This window comes from Psychrosphaera sp. F3M07, assembly GCF_018860345.1.
Taxonomy (GTDB): Bacteria; Pseudomonadota; Gammaproteobacteria; order Enterobacterales; family Alteromonadaceae; genus Psychrosphaera; species Psychrosphaera aquimarina.
The window spans coordinates 1-16,400 of the sequence record NZ_JAHKPJ010000016.1 but is presented as its reverse complement, the minus strand read 5'-3'; the positions used below and the strand labels follow the sequence as shown (position 1 = coordinate 16,400).

The window sequence follows — 16,400 nt, the reverse complement described above, 5'->3', positions numbered from 1 at the left end:
TAGAGGCTTTCAGCTGCTTTATTTAAGTATGGTGAAAGTCTCTTTTGTTTTTACTGCTCCATTTAAACATTATATTATTTATTCATGTCAAAACTTACATTGTATTTTCACACATTAAAATATCTTAAATTGACTCAGCTTTATCATCGAGTTTTGAAAAAATTTAAGCATCCTAAAATTAATACATTTACCGTAGTTACGGCTCAATTATCAGGTGAATGGGTAACTCAATATCTTCATGAACCGAAATTTATTAGTGATACTGATGTGTGTTTTTTAAACCATATAGGTAAAGTTTGTAATAAAGCTCACTGGAACAATGAAAATGAAGAAAAGCTTTGGCTTTATAATTTACATTATTTTGATGATCTCACTGCTTTTAACTCTGATAAAAGAATTTCTTTACAAATTAAATGGATAAATAAATGGATTGAAGATAATCCTGCTGCAGTTGGCGGTAATGGATGGGAACCTTATACCTTGTCTTTACGTATTGTTAATTGGACTAAGTCATTTTTGTCTGGTTTAAATTATGATCAAAATATGCTTAATAGTTTAGCCCAACAAGCTGATTTTTTGTCACAAGATTTAGAAAAGCACCTGTTGGGTAATCATTATTTTGTTAATTTAAAAGCACTCTTTTTTGCAGGTTGTTTTTTAGAAGGTAAAAATCCTGATGCTTGGCTGAATCTTGCTATTAAAGACTTTGAAAAGGAACTTAATGAGCAAGTGTTAAACGATGGTGGTAGTTTTGAGTTAACACCAATGTATCATGCCATATTGCTAACTGATCTTTTAGACCTAGCCAATTTATTCAAGTGCTTACCTGAACGAGTACCTAGCAATATTGTTAGTGTTGTTAATAAAACCATAGTAAAAATGTTCAATTGGCTTGATATTATGAGTTTAGGTGACGATAAAATAAGCTTCTTTAATGATTCTGCTTTTGGCATTGCCCCTGATAATAATGTGCTTAGAACTTACGCTAATAAGCTAGGTTTTTCAGTAGATAAATTATCAGAAGCTAAAGATAAGTTAGCGGTTTATAACTTAAAAGACAGTGGTTATGTTTCTGTAAAAGGAAATAACCTACAGTTAATTGCTGATTTGGCTGAAGTTGGTCCTAGTTATATACCAGGTCATGCTCATGCTGATTCTTTAACTTTTGAATTATCTATTGACGATCAACGTGTATTTGTGAATTCAGGTACATCATTATATGGCATGAGTGAAGAGCGAATTCGGCAAAGAGGTACTGCGGCTCATAACACGGTTGTTATTAATAATACCAATTCGTCAGAAGTTTGGAGTGGTTTTAGGGTTGCTCGCCGCGCTAATATTATTAAGCGTAAAGTTGGCGATATTACTGAACAACAAACAGTACAGTTTTCAGCATCACACAATGGTTATAATAAACAGGGCATTTCTTGTCAGCATAATCGTTCATGGCAAGTATCTTTAAATGATCTTGAAATTAAAGATAAGCTTGAAGGTGAATATCAATCAGCGGTTGCCATATTGCATTTACACCCTGATGTAGATGTTGTTTCGTACTCAGTTAATGATTGTTTATTTAAGCTAAGTAATTATGAGATTAATATTAAAATAGCAGGTGCTAGTTTGCTAGTAGAAGATGCTACTTGGCACCCAGAGTTTGGTGTTGTCAAAGCAAGTAAAAAGCTTAAACTTAATTTTTTAATGCCATCTGTTACATATAAAATTACATGGAAAAAGTTATAAAAATGCATATCTTATTTTTAACGGACAATTTCCCTCCTGAAGGTAATGCTCCTGCTACACGTACTTACGAGCATGCTAGAGAATGGGTTAAGGAAGGCCATAAAGTAACTATTATTACCGGATCACCTAATTTTCCGGAGGGAAAGGTTTTTGAGGGATACAAAAATAGTTGGTATAAAAAAGAGTATTTAGAGGGCATAGAAGTTCGCCGTGTGAAAACTTATATTACGGCGAATGAGGGCTTTGCAAAACGTATTTTAGATTTTATGTCTTTTATGGTAACTAGTTTTTGTGCCGGTTTATTTGTGAAAAAACCAGATGTTATCATTGGTACGTCGCCGCAGTTTTTTACTGCAGTTAGTGCATGGGCCTTAGCTGCAGTCCGTTTTAAACCTTTTATATTTGAACTTCGAGATATATGGCCGGCATCTATTACTGCGGTCGGTGCTATGGGGCGCACACTACCTATTAGAATTTTAGAAAAAATTGAAATGTTTTTATATCGCCGGGCAATTAAAATTATTTCTGTGACTCATAGTTTTAAAACTGAGTTAATAGAACGAGGGATAGATGGGAGTAAAATTGATGTTGTACTTAATGGTGTTGATTTAACAGTATATTCACCAAGCAAGGTTAAAGCGCCTAAGTTTGTTGATGAATATAATTTAAAAGATAAATTTGTTGTTGGTTACGTTGGCACGCATGGTATGGCGCATGCGTTAGATAAAATTGTAGAAACTGCTGAGCTTTTGGTAGGTTATAAAGATATAGTTATCCTTTTTGCTGGTGGTGGGGCTGCGAAGCCTGAAGTAGAAAAACTTGTAGCTGAGAAAAAATTATCCAATGTAGTGTTAATACCAAGACAGCCGAAGGAGCTGATGCCAAAGTTATGGAGTTTATGTGACATTTCATTAATTAGCTTAAAGGATACTGAACTATTTAAAACGGTTATTCCGTCTAAAATTTTTGAATCTATGGGTATGGGGTTACCAATGATCATAACAGCGCCTAAAGGTGAAGCAACAGATATTGTTTCAGGTACTAAATCTGGTGTTATTATAGCCCCTGAATCGCCTGAACTACTCGAGTGTTCGATTCGAAATTTATATATGAATAGAAATAAATTAATAGAACTCTCTAATAATAGTGCAGAAGCTGCTAAAATATATGACCGTAAATACTTAGCAAATAAAATGTTATCTTGCTTTATTGAAATGATTAATTGATATACTTTATATTTGTTGTAAGTTTTAAATAACTCTATAGGCGTTAAATGAGTTTTTCATTGTTAACTTTTAGTTTTGTATTCTTTGTAGCTGCTGCCTCTCTCTATATTTTTAGAAAAATTGCAAAAGTTATTGGACTTGTCGACAAACCAAATATTCGGAAGCATCATTCAGGGTCTATTCCATTAATAGGAGGAGTATCAATTTGTTTTACGGTTGTTCATTATTTATACCTAAATCCAATTCTATTTGATAATAATAATTGGTATATATGTTCAATAATATGTCTGACTTTACTAGGGACTATTGACGATCGCTTTGACATTAGCTTTAAAATCAGAATTATTGTTCAAGCTATTATTTCAATTCTAATGATTGAATATACAGGGATAATGCTGGCTAACTTAGGTAATATGTTCGGCTTTGGCCAAGCTAGCCTAACTTTATTAGCTGTACCTGTAACTGTAATTGCAGTAATCGGTGCAATTAATGCATTTAATATGGTGGATGGCATTGATGGTCTGCTTGGTGGGTTGTCAATAGTTACTTTTAGTTCGATTTCAATATTGATGTATTGGACAAACCAGACGGATAAGTTATACATAAGCTTATTATTCATTGTGTCAATTATTCCATTTATTTTAATGAACCTTGGTGTTATAGGACGTGAACGTAAAGTATTTATGGGTGATGCTGGAAGCATGATGATAGGTTTTACTGTAATTTGGTTACTATTGGGAGCTAGCCAAGATAATCAAGTGAGTACAATTCGTCCAGTGACTTGTTTATGGTTAATTTCAATACCATTAATGGACATGACATCAATTATGATAAGGCGTATTCAGAAAAAAAGATCTCCTTTCATGCCTGATAGAGAACATTTACACCATATTTTTCAAAATAAGGGCTTTAATACCCATAGCACCCTAATTTTAATATGTGCACTGGCGACTTTATTTTCAGGCATTGGATTAATAGGTGAGTATTATCAAATAGCTGAACCAATAATGTTTTGGGGATTTTTAATATTGTTTTTAATCTATAATAGTATACTGCAATTGATTTCCAAAACTACTTCAGATCTTTCTAACAATTAATTTAGTATAAAATCTTTAAACACCTTTTCTAGCGCTAATCTAGAATTATTTGATATTAATTTATGTATTTGACTATTAGCTTTTCATGTTAATTTTAGTGAATATATAAGTCATTTTTATGTTACATATTCCTATTTGCACTTAATTAGTATTTTTTTATAACATAATTACTATTATTTCTCTTTAACAACATTGCTAACTTAGTCATAATGAATCAAATCATTTTGTTAGGAATGCTTGTGTCGCACAAAAATCTTACTCATTTAAAAAAACTTGAAGCTGAGTCAATCCACATAATACGTGAAGTGGCAGCTGAGTTTGACAATCCTGTTATGTTGTATTCAGTTGGTAAAGATTCCGCTGTTATGCTTCATTTAGCTCGTAAAGCTTTTTACCCTGCAAAAATTCCTTTTCCTTTATTACATGTAGACACTACATGGAAGTTCAAGGAAATGATTGAGTTTCGTGACAAGACAGCTGAAAAGTATGGTTTTGAACTTATCGTGCATAAAAACCAAGAAGGGATAAATGCTGGAATTGGCCCTTTTACTCACGGTAGTGCGAAACATACCGACATCATGAAAACTCAAGGTTTGAAACAAGCGTTAAACGCTGGTGGTTACGATGCTGCATTTGGTGGGGCTCGTCGTGACGAAGAGAAGTCTCGTGCTAAAGAACGTGTATATTCTTTCCGTGATAAAAACCATGCTTGGGATCCTAAAAAACAACGTCCTGAATTGTGGGATACCTACAACAGTAAAGTTGAAAAAGGCGAAAGTATTCGTGTTTTCCCATTATCTAACTGGACTGAGTTAGATATTTGGCAATATATCTATTTAGAAAACATCGACATTGTACCTTTGTATTTAGCGGAAAAACGGCCCGTTGTTGAACGCGATGGTACTTTAATAATGGTTGATGATGATCGTATGCCAATTGCTGAAGATGAAAAAGTGGAAATGAAATCAGTTCGTTTCCGTACTTTAGGTTGTTACCCATTAACCGGTGCTGTTGAATCTACCGCTGCTACGTTACCCGAAATTATTCAAGAAATGCTGCTTACCAAAACCTCTGAACGACAAGGACGAGTTATCGATCATGATTCTGCTGGGAGTATGGAGAAGAAGAAGATGGAGGGGTATTTTTAAAACCGAAGGTTTTAAAAATAGATCGCGCTTTGCGCGTAAGTGTAAAGATCGGTCTTCGTCCGTAAGCTGGAAGTAAAGACTTAAAAGAAAAATCAAACGTTAGCCAAGTTTATCTGCGATATACAAATATAAGCTTAGCTAAATGTTTGTGCTTTTAGAAATAGATCGCGCTTTGCGCGTAAGTATAAAGATCGGTATTCGACCGTAAGCGGAAGTTAAGCAAACAAACAAGGGGATTTGAAATGGATTTTGAAAAATTGGATGTATGGAAGCGTTCAGCTCGTCTTTCAGCTGAAATATATAAAGAGTTAAGTGAGTTAAAAGATTGGGGGTTTAAGGATCAAATTACCAGATCCGGTCTTTCTATTCCTAGTAATATTGCAGAGGGCATGAGTAGAAAAACACCGAAAGATAAATCTCATTTTCTGACAATAGCGAAAGGTTCATGCGCGGAATTGAGAACTCAAATATATATTGGAATTGATATTTATTATATAGAAAAGAATGTTGGACAAAATTGGCTAAACGAAACTAGAGAAATAGCCGCAATGATTGAAGGTCTTAGAAAAAAGCTCCTTGAAGGCTAGTTATTAATAAAATTCAAGCTTCAAGCTTCAAGCTTCAAGCTCATAACTTGGTTTATTATTATGATTGAAAACGAATTATTAAAAGCAGATATTGAAGAATATTTAAAACAGCATGAGAATAAAGAGTTGTTACGTTTTATTACTTGTGGGTCTGTTGATGATGGGAAAAGTACGTTAATAGGGCGTTTGTTGCACGACTCTAAAATGATCTTTGAAGATCAGTTGGCTGCTATAAAAAATGACTCTAAACGTTTTAATACCACAGACGAAGAAATTGATTTGGCTTTGTTGGTCGATGGTTTGCAATCTGAGCGAGAGCAGGGCATTACGATTGATGTAGCGTATCGTTATTTTGCTACTGATAAACGTAAATTTATTATTGCGGACACGCCAGGACATGAACAATATACCCGTAATATGGCAACTGGTGCTTCGACTGCTGACTTAGCTATTATCTTGATTGATGCACGTTACGGGGTGCAAACTCAAACACGTCGTCATAGCTTTATAGCATCGCTGTTAGGCTTAAGTAATGTTATCGTTGCCATTAATAAAATGGATTTAATGGATTTCTCTGAAGAAGTTTTTGAAGATATCAAACAACAGTATATGAAATTAGCTGAAAGTTTAGAGCTGAAGAATATTCAATTTGTGCCTATTTCAGCGTTAAAAGGCGATAACGTGGTAACACGAAGTGAGAAATCGCCTTGGTATCACGGTGAAACGTTAATTGAAATGTTAGAAAATACACCAATTGCGGACTCGTATAACTATCAAGATTTCAGACTTCCGGTTCAATATGTAAACAGACCTAATTTAGACTTTAGAGGTTTTGCCGGAACGATTGCTGCGGGGATTGTTCGCGTTGGTGATGAATTAACGGTTTTACCTTCGGGCCAATCTTCTAAAGTGAAAGAGATAGTGACGTTTGACGGCAATCTTCAGGAAGCCCATGCTGCTATGTCAGTAACGATTACGTTAGAAGATGAAATAGATATTAGCCGTGGCGATGTGTTAGTTCACTCAAATAATCAAGCTGAAGTAGCAAGTGACTTGGAAGTGAACCTTATTTGGATGGCAGAACAAGCCATGACACCAAATAAGCAATATGACTTTAAGTTTGCCAGTAAAACAACCCCTGGTGCGTTTTCAAATATTGATTATACCTTAGATGTGAATACCATGGCACATGGAGAAGCTGTTCATTTAAAACTTAATGAAATCGCTCGTTGTCAGCTTAGTTTGAATCATCAAATTGCGTTTGATAATTACAAAAAAGTAAAAGGCACTGGTTCTTTTATCGTGATTGACCGCTTAACAAACGTAACGGTTGGTGCGGGTATGATTGTTAAAAAAGGCGCGGTTCCTGCTAGAGTATCAGGCGGAAATATATCTGAGTTCGAAATAGAGTTTAATGCTTTAGTTCGTAAACATTTCCCACATTGGGAAGCGAAAGATATTAGTGAGTTGTTTAAGTAAGAGAGTAACGAGCAGCGAGTGGCGAGACTCGAGTAAAGAAAGGTAAAAGCTGTTTCGGTACAGGCATTAAGAAAGCGGTTGTCGCTGTTTGAATATGTTATTAAAATTTTACGAAACTCGAAACTCGAAACTCGAAACTCGAAACTCGAAACTCGAAACTCGAAACTCGAAACTCGAAACTCGAAACTCGAAACTCGAAACTCGAAACTCGAAACTAGGATAAATCTTGAATCTTGACATGATCATTATGGTACTCATTTTTGTGGGTACCATTTTCACTTTAATTAAGTTCCAGCAGAAGTCTGGGCTTGTGTTCGGTGTTGCGTTTGTTCTTACTTATTTAACAAATAATATTTCGGATCAACAAGTTATTGACAGCTTTTCTAATCAAGGTTTATTAATTTTAGTATTATTAATGACTTGCTCTGTGGCGATAGAAAAAACGTCTTTAATCCGTTGGATCACAGGTAAAATTGAAGGCCGTTCTTATTTTGTTACTTGGTTAAAGTTGTTTTTATCGACGGCCATCGGCTCAGCCTTTTTAAATAATACGGCGGTGGTTTCAACCATGATCTCACCAGTACGTAACAACGCTACTATTCCAGCCAGTAAGTTACTATTGCCTTTGTCTTATGCTGCCATTTTAGGTGGTACACTAACCTTAGTGGGTACTTCAACAAATCTAATAGTAAACAGTATGTTAACGGAAGCCGGGCATGAAGGTTTTCAATTTTTCAGTTTTACTTTGGTTGGCTTATTTGCGCTTGTTTTTACCAGTGTGGCTATTTATTTTGTGTCCACCAAACTACCCACCATCAAAGCAGACAAACAAGATTTTCAGTGTTATTTGCTAAATGCCAAGGTACAAGAACATTCTAATTTGATTGGCAAATCGATAACTGACGCAGGTTTAAGACATTTAGATTCTTTGTTCTTAGTAGAAATTAGCCGTCAGAATAGAGTCATTTCACCAATCTCACCTAATGAACAATTAAAAGCCAATGATAGGTTAGTGTTCAGTGGTGATGTGCGCCAAGTAACTCAAATAAAGCAGTTTGATGGCATTGAAATTGTTGTGGATTCTAATTCAGTTTCTGTCGATAACATGACAGAAGTAGTCGTACGACCAGACAGTGATTTAATTAATAAAACCTTAAAAAAAGCAGACTTTCGATCTAAATTTAATGCTGCGGTTATCGCATTTAAGCGCGATGGTGAAGCATTAAGTGGCAAGTTAGGGGAAATAAAAATACGCGCAGGTGACTATTTAGTTCTCGTTACAGGACATGACTTTTCCAAACGGCAAAATGTGAAAAAGAATTTTATAACCTTAAGTGGTGTGGAACCAAACCATAAACTAACCGGTAAAAAACAAAGCTTTGCCGTAGGCGGTTTTTTGGCTGCCATTTTACTTGCGGCGGTGGGGGTAGTTAGTTTATTTAAAGCGTTAGTCGTATTATTCGGTTTGTTAATGTTTACAGGTTGTTTGAGTTTTCAAGATATAAAACAACGTTTACCTTACAATATTTGGTTAATTGTTGGTTCTGCTATCGCCTTATCACATGGTCTCGGGAATACCGGTGTATTGTCTTATGTCATATCTCTTATTAGCTTAGAGCTAACCTTAGACAACGCCTTTATCTTTTTGGTCGGTTTGTATTTTGTCACTTTAATGCTAACTGAGTTGGTCACTAACAATGCAGCTGCTGCGTTAATGTTTCCGTTAGCTTATAGCATACCGTTATTTTACGGCATTGAACCCACTCCATTTATCTTAGCCGTCGCGTTTGCTGCTAGTTCTAGCTTTATTAGCCCGTATGGGTACCAAACAAACTTAATGGTATTTAACGCCGGGCACTATAAATTAATGGACTTTGTCAAAGCAGGAATACCGGTTTCAATCACGTTTTCAACTTCAGTGTTATTGGCAATTTATATGTTTTATCCGGTAACGATGAATAGTTAAAAGCCTTGAGATCTTGAAGACTTAAATATTAATCTGTTACGTAATAATTTATAAATAACACACTATAATAATTCCCTTTATAGGGAATTAAATGACATGAATTTTGAAAACTTAGAAGTTTGGAAACATTCAAAAGCACTATCTTGTGAATTATATAAAGACTTAAAAAACTTGCGTGATTATGGCTTTAAAGATCAAATCACTAGATCTGGTTTGTCAGTGCCGAGCAATATAGCTGAAGGTATGACAAGAGAATCCGAAAAAGAAAAATTCAGGTTTTTGTCAATAGCCAAAGCATCTTGTGCCGAATTGAGAACACAAATATATATTGGAATTGATATTAACTACATTGACAAAGTTACCGGGGAAAAGTGGTTGGATTTAACTAGATTAATTGCTGCAATGATTGAAGGTTTAATGAAAAGAATTCAAACTAATCTTTTAAAGCCTTAAAGCCTTACAACTGGAATATATATGAGTCAACAAAAAACTGAAAATGTGGTTTGGCATAACCAAGCGGTTACTGCCGAGCAAAGAGAAGAACATAAAGGTCATAAAGCTTGTGTACTTTGGTATACGGGGTTAAGTGGTTCAGGAAAGTCGACGATTGCTAATGCGGTTGATAAAAAATTATTTGCGTTAGGTGTCCATACTTATTTGCTAGATGGCGATAATGTTCGTCATGGTTTGAATGGTGATTTAACGTTTTCGGACAAGGACAGAGTTGAGAATATCCGACGTATTGGTGAAGTCTCTAAGTTATTTGTTGAATCGGGTTTGTTAATATCTACTGCCTTTATTTCTCCATTTCAATCAGACCGAGACATGGCACGAGATTTATTAAATGAAGGTCAGTTCATTGAAGTTTTTGTCGACACACCAATCGAAGTATGTGAACAACGTGATCCTAAAGGGTTATATAAAAAAGCACGCTCAGGCGAGATCAAAAATTTTACAGGTATTGATTCTACCTATGAAGCGCCAGTAAATGCAGAAATTCATTTACAAACAGCAGAGCAAACAATAGAACAAAGTGTTGAACAGGTTGTTGAGTATTTGCAAGGGAAAGGGATCATAGAGCTGTCGAGTGGCGAGTAACGAGCCGCGAGGACAAGAAATTTTAATCCTCAACTTTCGGAACTCGAAACTCATAACTCGGAGCTAAATAAATGACTTATTATGATGTAAAGTAACGAGTGTCGAGTTAAAAGCTCAACTCGCAGCTCGCTACTCGCTACTCGGAGCTAAAAAATGACTTATTACGATGTATTTAATGGTGACGCGGATGGGATCTTATCCCTGGTACAGTTGCGTCAAGTCCAGCCTAGAGACTCTATTTTAATCACAGGTGTGAAACGTGATATCGAATTGTTAAAACAAGTGCCTATTGATGGCAGTAGTAATAGTAGCGGTAAAACAATCACAGTACTTGATGTGTCAATGGAAAAAAATAAAGCAGCATTACAAGCTCAATTAACTGATGGTGCTGATGTTTTTTATGCGGACCATCATCGCTCTGGTAATATTCCGCAGCAAGTGAATTTAAACGCTAATATCGATTTAGATGCAAATACTTGTACTGCCCTCATTGTAGATAAATTGTTAAATGGTGAAAAACATCATTGGGCAATTGCCGCTGCCTATGGGGATAATTTAATATCGGTTGCAGATAGCTTGGCTAAAACTGCAGGTTTATCAGAGACTGAAGCGGAACAACTTAAAGAGCTAGGTGTTTTGATTAATTATAATGGTTATGGTGAATCATTGGATGACCTTCACTTTGAGCCTGCAAATTTATACAATAACTTAGTCCAGTATCCATCTCCTTTTGACTGTATTAGCGATCAACATTCGCCATTCCACTTACTTAAAAATGCCTACCAATCAGACTTAAAAAAAGCGCAATCGGCGGTTGTCGTTAATGACGACGATACTTTATTGGCGCTTGAGCTTGAAGATGCTGCGTGGGCAAGACGTATTAGTGGTGTATTTGGCAACCAACTAGCCAATCAAAACCCAGATAAAGCTATTTTAATATTGACGCAAAATACGGACTCAAGTTACCGAGTAAGTCTACGAGCTCCAATTAACAATAAACAAGGGGCTGGTGATGTTTGTAGCCAGTTTGAAACTGGTGGCGGACGAGCTGCAGCTGCAGGGATTAATAACTTGCCACAAACTGAACTTAAAAGTCTGCTTTCTTTAGTTAGCCGTTTTTACGGTTAAAATAGCTACAGTTGGAAATACCTGAATCACTCTATGTTTGTGCCTAGTTAATAAAGTTTATATACTTCATTGTCTTAAAATATTATGGATAAATATGAAAGTATTAGTAACTGGTGGTGCTGGGTATATAGGCTCCCATACCGTATTAGAATTGTTAAACTTTGGTTATGAAGTTGTTGTTATCGATAACTTATGTAATTCGTCAATAGAGTCTTTAAACCGTGTTGAAGAGTTAACTAATAAAAAGGTTACTTTCTTTCAAGTTGATATTTGTGATGGCGATAAAGTCAGTACTGTTTTAGCACAACATCCAGATATTACAGCAACTATTCACTTTGCAGCATTAAAAGCGGTTGGTGAATCTACTCAAATTCCTCTGACGTATTACCAAAATAATGTACACGGCACTGTGACTTTATTACAAGAGTTGCAAAAAGCTAAAATTACAAATTTTGTATTTAGTTCATCAGCCACAGTTTATGGAGAAGATGCTCCCGTTCCTTATGTAGAGACTCTTAAAACTGGTGTACCGTCTAGTGCTTACGGCAAGTCTAAACTCATGATTGAACAGATACTCTCTGATCTAGTGAAAAGTGATCCTTCGTTTAAAATAGGATGTTTGAGATATTTTAATCCAATCGGAGCTCATGAAAGCGGTATGATTGGGGAAGATCCAAACGGTATACCTAACAACCTGATGCCATTTGTGGCACAGGTCGCAGTGGGTAAAAGAGATAAATTATCTATATTTGGTAATGATTACCCAACTAACGACGGTACCTGTGAACGTGATTATTTGCATGTAGTAGATTTAGCGCATGGTCATGTTAAAGCATTAGAGTGGCTAGATAAGCAGTTTTCTGGTATATGTGAAGCATTTAATTTAGGCACTGGTAATCCATTGTCAGTGTTAGAAATTGTTAACAAATTTTCCCAAGTCACAGGTGTTAATATCCCTTATGAATATGCGCCTCAGCGTGAAGGCGATTTACCTGCTTTTTGGGCGGACGCGGAAAAAGCAAAAACAAAATTAAATTGGACAGCGGATAAATCTCTTGAGGATATGATGAGAGACACCTGGAATTGGCAGTCTAGTAACCCTCAAGGGTACAAAAGCTAGTGATATGATTTAACTTTATTTTCGAGTTCAGCTAAAACTTCTAAAGTTTTAGTTTAATAAAGAGTTTATTTAACATTTATCTAATGATCGGTTCAATGTATATTACCTTTTTGGAATTTAGGGAAAATTAAAATGAAATATTTAGTTACCGGAGCAGCAGGTTTTATCGGTTTTCACGTTAGTAAAAAACTTTGTGAGCAAGGGCATCAGGTCATAGGGATTGATAACTTAAACGATTACTATGACGTTTCTTTAAAAGAGTCTCGTTTAAATGAACTAGATTCATTATCGTCTTTTTCATTTATAAAAATGGACTTAACAGCCAGCCAAGAAATTTTATGTTTATTCGAGCAAAACCAATTTGATATTGTTATCCATTTAGCTGCTCAGGCTGGTGTTCGTTATTCTATTGAAAATCCTAATGCATATATCCAAGCTAATATCATAGGTTACATGAGTATATTAGAAGCCTGTAGAGTTTATCCAGTTCAGCATTTAGTTTATGCGTCTTCAAGTTCGGTTTATGGACTGAATAAAGAGGTGCCTTTTTCTACAAGTGATAAAACAGATTCGCAAGTTTCTTTGTATGGGGCTACTAAAAAGTCAAATGAATTAATGGCTCACTCATATTCAAAATTATATGGTATTGCAACTACAGGACTTAGATTTTTTACTGTATATGGACCTTGGGGCCGCCCCGATATGGCGCCATATAAATTTACTAAAAAAATTATTGAAGCTGACGTTATTGATATTTATAACAATGGAGATTTAAGCCGAGATTTTACTTATATAGATGATATTGTCGAAGGTGTTGTAAGAGTATCAGTTAAGCCACCAGAAAAAAGTGAAGAACAAGTCCCTTGTCGGGTATTAAACATAGGTAACGGCTCACCTGTAAATCTACTAGAATTTGTTGAAACAATTGAAGATAAAATCGGAATTAAGGCTATTAAAAACATGATGCCTATGCAAGACGGTGACGTCTACCAAACATGGGCTGAAACCTCTGAACTAGAAGAGTTAATAGATTTTAAACCGCAAACATCATTAAGTGATGGTATTGAAAATTTTGTAAATTGGTATAAAAGTTTTTATTAAGATTAATGGACGTAATATGAAAATTGCAGTAGCAGGAACTGGATATGTTGGCCTTTCAAATGCAATGTTGTTGGCTCAGCACAATGAAGTAGTAGCTGTTGATATTATAGAAGATAAAGTAAATTTATTGAATAAAGGTCAATCTCCCATTGTTGATGAGCAAATAGAGTTATTTTTAACGACTAAAGAGCTTAATTTTACAGCGACGACGGATAAAGAGTTTGCTTATAAAAACGCTGACTTTGTCATTATCTCGACACCAACCGATTATGATCCTCAAACTAATTACTTTAATACCTCTTCGGTTGAATCTGTGATTAAAGATGTGATGTTAATTAACCCTAATGCCGTTATGATCATAAAGTCTACGGTTCCTGTGGGATATACAGCTCGAATTAGTAAGGATATGGGCACTGATAACCTTATATTCAGTCCTGAGTTTTTACGTGAAGGTAATGCCTTGTATGACAATTTATACCCATCGCGCATCATTGTAGGTGAGCGTTCTAAACGAGCCGGACAATTTGCTAACTTGTTAAAACAAGGAGCAATAAAACAAGAAATTGATGTTTTATTCACGGATTCTACCGAAGCTGAAGCCGTGAAGTTATTCTCTAATACTTATCTCGCAATGAGAGTTTCGTATTTTAATGAACTAGATAGCTATGCGGAAACTCATGGCTTGGACTCCAAACAAATCATTGAAGGCGTTAGTTTAGATCCTAGAATTGGTTCTCATTATAACAATCCGTCTTTTGGTTATGGCGGGTATTGTTTACCTAAAGACACAAAGCAATTGTTAGCAAATTACCAAGATGTGCCTCAAACTTTAATTAAAGCAATCGTAGACTCGAATACAACAAGAAAAGACTTTGTGTCAGACGCTATTATTGCTAGATCTCCAAAAGTAGTAGGTATACATAGATTAATCATGAAGGCTGGTTCTGATAATTTTAGAGCGTCTGCTATTCAAGGGATTATGAAACGAATTAAAGCCAAAGGCATTGAAGTTGTGGTTTATGAGCCGGTAATCGAAGAAGATGACTTCTTTAATTCAAAAGTGATTAAAAACCTTGAAGAGTTTAAAAAATTATCAGACGTAATTGTGGCTAATCGTATGGTTGATGAATTAACGGATGTTGCTGAAAAAGTTTATACCAGAGATTTATTTGGTGGGGATGCTTAAGAGCAGTAGCGAGCTACGAGTTGCGAGACACGAGAAAGGAAAAGATGCTGTAAGGCTATAAGGCTGGAAAGTAAAAGTTGCGATAAGGCTTTAAGGTAAAAGATGCTGGAAGGTAAAGGCAGCCGTAAGCTATAAGTGGTAAGAAAACTGGAAAGAAACCGATTATAAGTTTTACTCCTTCAAGCCTTAAATCTTTAGCTACGAGCTGCGAGTTCAACTCGTCACTCGTAGCTCGCGGCTCGAAGCTTTACTTTTTACTTAAATACTCTTTAAATGCTTCACCTAATACAGGGTGGCGTTTTGAATATTCAACAAATGCTTGCATGTATCCTAGTTTATCACCGCAATCATGATAACTACCTTTCATGTGATAAGCGTTAACTTGTTCCCAGCTCATTAGGGTTGCGATGGCATCGGTTAATTGAATTTCATCACCTGCGCCTACAGGTGTTTTTTCTAAAATATCCCAGATTTCAGAAGATAAAACATATCGCCCTACAACGGCTAAATTTGAAGGGGCATCGATTAATTCTGGCTTTTCTACCATACCTTTCATGGCTTTAGATTCTCCGGCAGCTAACGCTTCACCATTAATGTCTACCACACCATATTTTGAAACGTCTTGTTCTGGTACGGCATCAACCATAACTTGGCTAGCTTTAGTTTCATTAAATAACTGCACCATCTCTGCTAAATTATCGCTTGCCAAATTTGAGTCATAGTCATTAATCATGACATCTGGTAAAACAACAGCAAAAGGATGGTTACCAACAACAGGTCTCGCACATGATATAGCATGACCTAAACCTTTAGCAGTACCTTGTCGTACATGCATTATCGTTACATCTTTAGGGCAAATTGCTTGAACTTCTTCTAAGATTTGACGCTTAACCCGTTTTTCTAATATGGATTCAAGTTCAAAGCTTTTATCAAAATGATTTTCAATGCTGTTTTTAGAAGAATGTGTCACTAAGATTATTTCTTTTATTCCAGCTGAGATTATTTCATTCACAACATATTGAATGATAGGTTTGTCAGCGATAGGTAACATTTCTTTAGGTATGGCTTTTGATGCTGGCAACATTCTTGTGCCAAGTCCAGCAACGGGTATAACCGCTTTTGTGATTTTTGATGGTTTCATATATTTCCCAATTTGGTCCGTTTGAAAATAGATTATATTCGAATTTCGCTGGAGTCAGTTCTCCACAACGAAGTGGCGATGATAGCAGAAACGGGGAACAGTTTCGAGAAGCGAGTTCGCATCAGCTGCGAGATTTGAGAAAGGAAAAGATGCTATAAGGCTGGAATATTTAGTTGTCGAGCTACGAGCTACGAGCCGCGAGTTTCGAGAAGGGGGTAAAAGATACTAGAAGGCTGGAAAGTAAAAGGTGTTGGAAAGTTGGAATCTTTAGTTGACCCTGTAACAGATTCTGTGTAACTGCCAGGTTTTAAATAACATCTTTTAATCGGTCTTCGAATTCAATCATAAAACGATTCAAGGCCAATTTCCAATTCCTTATTGGC

At 35.8% G+C, this 16,400-nt stretch carries 14 protein-coding genes; 13 read left to right on the top strand and 1 reads right to left on the bottom strand.

The annotated features are described in order from the left end of the window. The first annotated feature begins 153 nt into the window (after positions 1 to 153). The 13 genes from KO505_RS07125 to KO505_RS07065 all read left to right on the top strand — a co-directional run bounded on the left by KO505_RS07125 (position 154) and on the right by KO505_RS07065 (position 14,876). Positions 154 to 1,740, top strand: coding sequence for a heparinase II/III family protein (locus KO505_RS07125; RefSeq protein ID WP_216054762.1), 1,587 nt, complete (start codon positions 154 to 156; stop codon positions 1,738 to 1,740). Further along, on the top strand, positions 1,725 to 2,966 hold the full coding sequence (locus KO505_RS07120) for a glycosyltransferase family 4 protein (RefSeq protein ID WP_252731691.1): 1,242 nt from the start codon (positions 1,725 to 1,727) through the stop codon (positions 2,964 to 2,966). The genes KO505_RS07125 and KO505_RS07120 overlap by 16 nt, the downstream gene beginning before the upstream one ends. A 47-nt stretch (positions 2,967 to 3,013) precedes the next feature. Continuing rightward, on the top strand, positions 3,014 to 4,063 hold the full coding sequence (gene wecA / locus KO505_RS07115; protein WP_216054761.1) for a UDP-N-acetylglucosamine--undecaprenyl-phosphate N-acetylglucosaminephosphotransferase: 1,050 nt from the start codon (positions 3,014 to 3,016) through the stop codon (positions 4,061 to 4,063). Between the two features lie 239 nt (positions 4,064 to 4,302). Further along, a complete protein-coding gene (cysD, locus tag KO505_RS07110; RefSeq protein WP_371819974.1) occupies positions 4,303 to 5,211 on the top strand; it encodes a sulfate adenylyltransferase subunit CysD in 909 nt (302 codons plus the stop codon). 242 nt (positions 5,212 to 5,453) lie between these two features. Further along, positions 5,454 to 5,798, top strand: coding sequence for a four helix bundle protein (locus KO505_RS07105; RefSeq protein ID WP_216054760.1), 345 nt, complete (start codon positions 5,454 to 5,456; stop codon positions 5,796 to 5,798). A 57-nt stretch (positions 5,799 to 5,855) separates the two neighbouring features. Then, a complete protein-coding gene (gene cysN / locus KO505_RS07100; RefSeq protein WP_216054996.1) occupies positions 5,856 to 7,277 on the top strand; it encodes a sulfate adenylyltransferase subunit CysN in 1,422 nt (473 codons plus the stop codon). A 226-nt stretch (positions 7,278 to 7,503) separates the two neighbouring features. Continuing rightward, the gene (locus tag KO505_RS07095; RefSeq protein WP_216054759.1) at positions 7,504 to 9,243 is read left to right on the top strand and encodes an SLC13 family permease; all 1,740 of its coding nucleotides are present in this window, start codon (positions 7,504 to 7,506) and stop codon (positions 9,241 to 9,243) included. 96 nt (positions 9,244 to 9,339) lie between these two features. Further along, on the top strand, positions 9,340 to 9,696 hold the full coding sequence (locus KO505_RS07090) for a four helix bundle protein (protein ID WP_216054758.1): 357 nt from the start codon (positions 9,340 to 9,342) through the stop codon (positions 9,694 to 9,696). A 21-nt stretch (positions 9,697 to 9,717) separates the two neighbouring features. Further along, the gene (gene cysC / locus KO505_RS07085; RefSeq protein WP_216054757.1) at positions 9,718 to 10,341 is read left to right on the top strand and encodes an adenylyl-sulfate kinase; all 624 of its coding nucleotides are present in this window, start codon (positions 9,718 to 9,720) and stop codon (positions 10,339 to 10,341) included. Between the two features lie 153 nt (positions 10,342 to 10,494). Continuing rightward, a complete protein-coding gene (locus KO505_RS07080; protein WP_216054756.1) occupies positions 10,495 to 11,469 on the top strand; it encodes a DHH family phosphoesterase in 975 nt (324 codons plus the stop codon). Positions 11,470 to 11,563: 94 nt separating this feature from the next. Further along, positions 11,564 to 12,589, top strand: a complete 1,026-nt coding sequence (gene galE / locus KO505_RS07075; protein ID WP_216054755.1) for a UDP-glucose 4-epimerase GalE — start codon at positions 11,564 to 11,566, stop codon at positions 12,587 to 12,589. Between the two features lie 132 nt (positions 12,590 to 12,721). Then, positions 12,722 to 13,690 (top strand): NAD-dependent epimerase, encoded by a 969-nt coding sequence (locus KO505_RS07070; RefSeq protein ID WP_252731689.1) that lies wholly within the window; start codon positions 12,722 to 12,724, stop codon positions 13,688 to 13,690. A 16-nt stretch (positions 13,691 to 13,706) separates the two neighbouring features. Next, entirely contained in the window at positions 13,707 to 14,876 is a 1,170-nt protein-coding gene (locus tag KO505_RS07065) for a nucleotide sugar dehydrogenase (RefSeq protein ID WP_216054754.1), read from the top strand. A 247-nt stretch (positions 14,877 to 15,123) separates the two neighbouring features. Here KO505_RS07065 and galU read toward each other — a convergent pair whose 3' ends face one another. Further along, positions 15,124 to 16,017, bottom strand: coding sequence for a UTP--glucose-1-phosphate uridylyltransferase GalU (gene galU, locus KO505_RS07060; RefSeq protein WP_216054753.1), 894 nt, complete (start codon positions 16,015 to 16,017; stop codon positions 15,124 to 15,126). Positions 16,018 to 16,400: the final 383 nt, after the last annotated feature.

Bases quoted from the DNA above. Each gene is read 5' to 3' on its own strand.
- KO505_RS07120 (WP_252731691.1), top strand. From the start codon at position 1,725: ATGGAAAAAGTTATAAAAATGCATATCTTATTTTTAACGGACAATTTC.
- wecA (WP_216054761.1), top strand. From the start codon at position 3,014: ATGAGTTTTTCATTGTTAACTTTTAGTTTTGTATTCTTTGTAGCTGCT.
- KO505_RS07105 (WP_216054760.1), top strand. From the start codon at position 5,454: ATGGATTTTGAAAAATTGGATGTATGGAAGCGTTCAGCTCGTCTTTCA.
- KO505_RS07090 (WP_216054758.1), top strand. From the start codon at position 9,340: ATGAATTTTGAAAACTTAGAAGTTTGGAAACATTCAAAAGCACTATCT.
- cysC (WP_216054757.1), top strand. From the start codon at position 9,718: ATGAGTCAACAAAAAACTGAAAATGTGGTTTGGCATAACCAAGCGGTT.
- KO505_RS07080 (WP_216054756.1), top strand. From the start codon at position 10,495: ATGACTTATTACGATGTATTTAATGGTGACGCGGATGGGATCTTATCC.
- galE (WP_216054755.1), top strand. From the start codon at position 11,564: ATGAAAGTATTAGTAACTGGTGGTGCTGGGTATATAGGCTCCCATACC.
- KO505_RS07070 (WP_252731689.1), top strand. From the start codon at position 12,722: ATGAAATATTTAGTTACCGGAGCAGCAGGTTTTATCGGTTTTCACGTT.
- KO505_RS07065 (WP_216054754.1), top strand. From the start codon at position 13,707: ATGAAAATTGCAGTAGCAGGAACTGGATATGTTGGCCTTTCAAATGCA.
- galU (WP_216054753.1), bottom strand. From the start codon at position 16,017: ATGAAACCATCAAAAATCACAAAAGCGGTTATACCCGTTGCTGGACTT.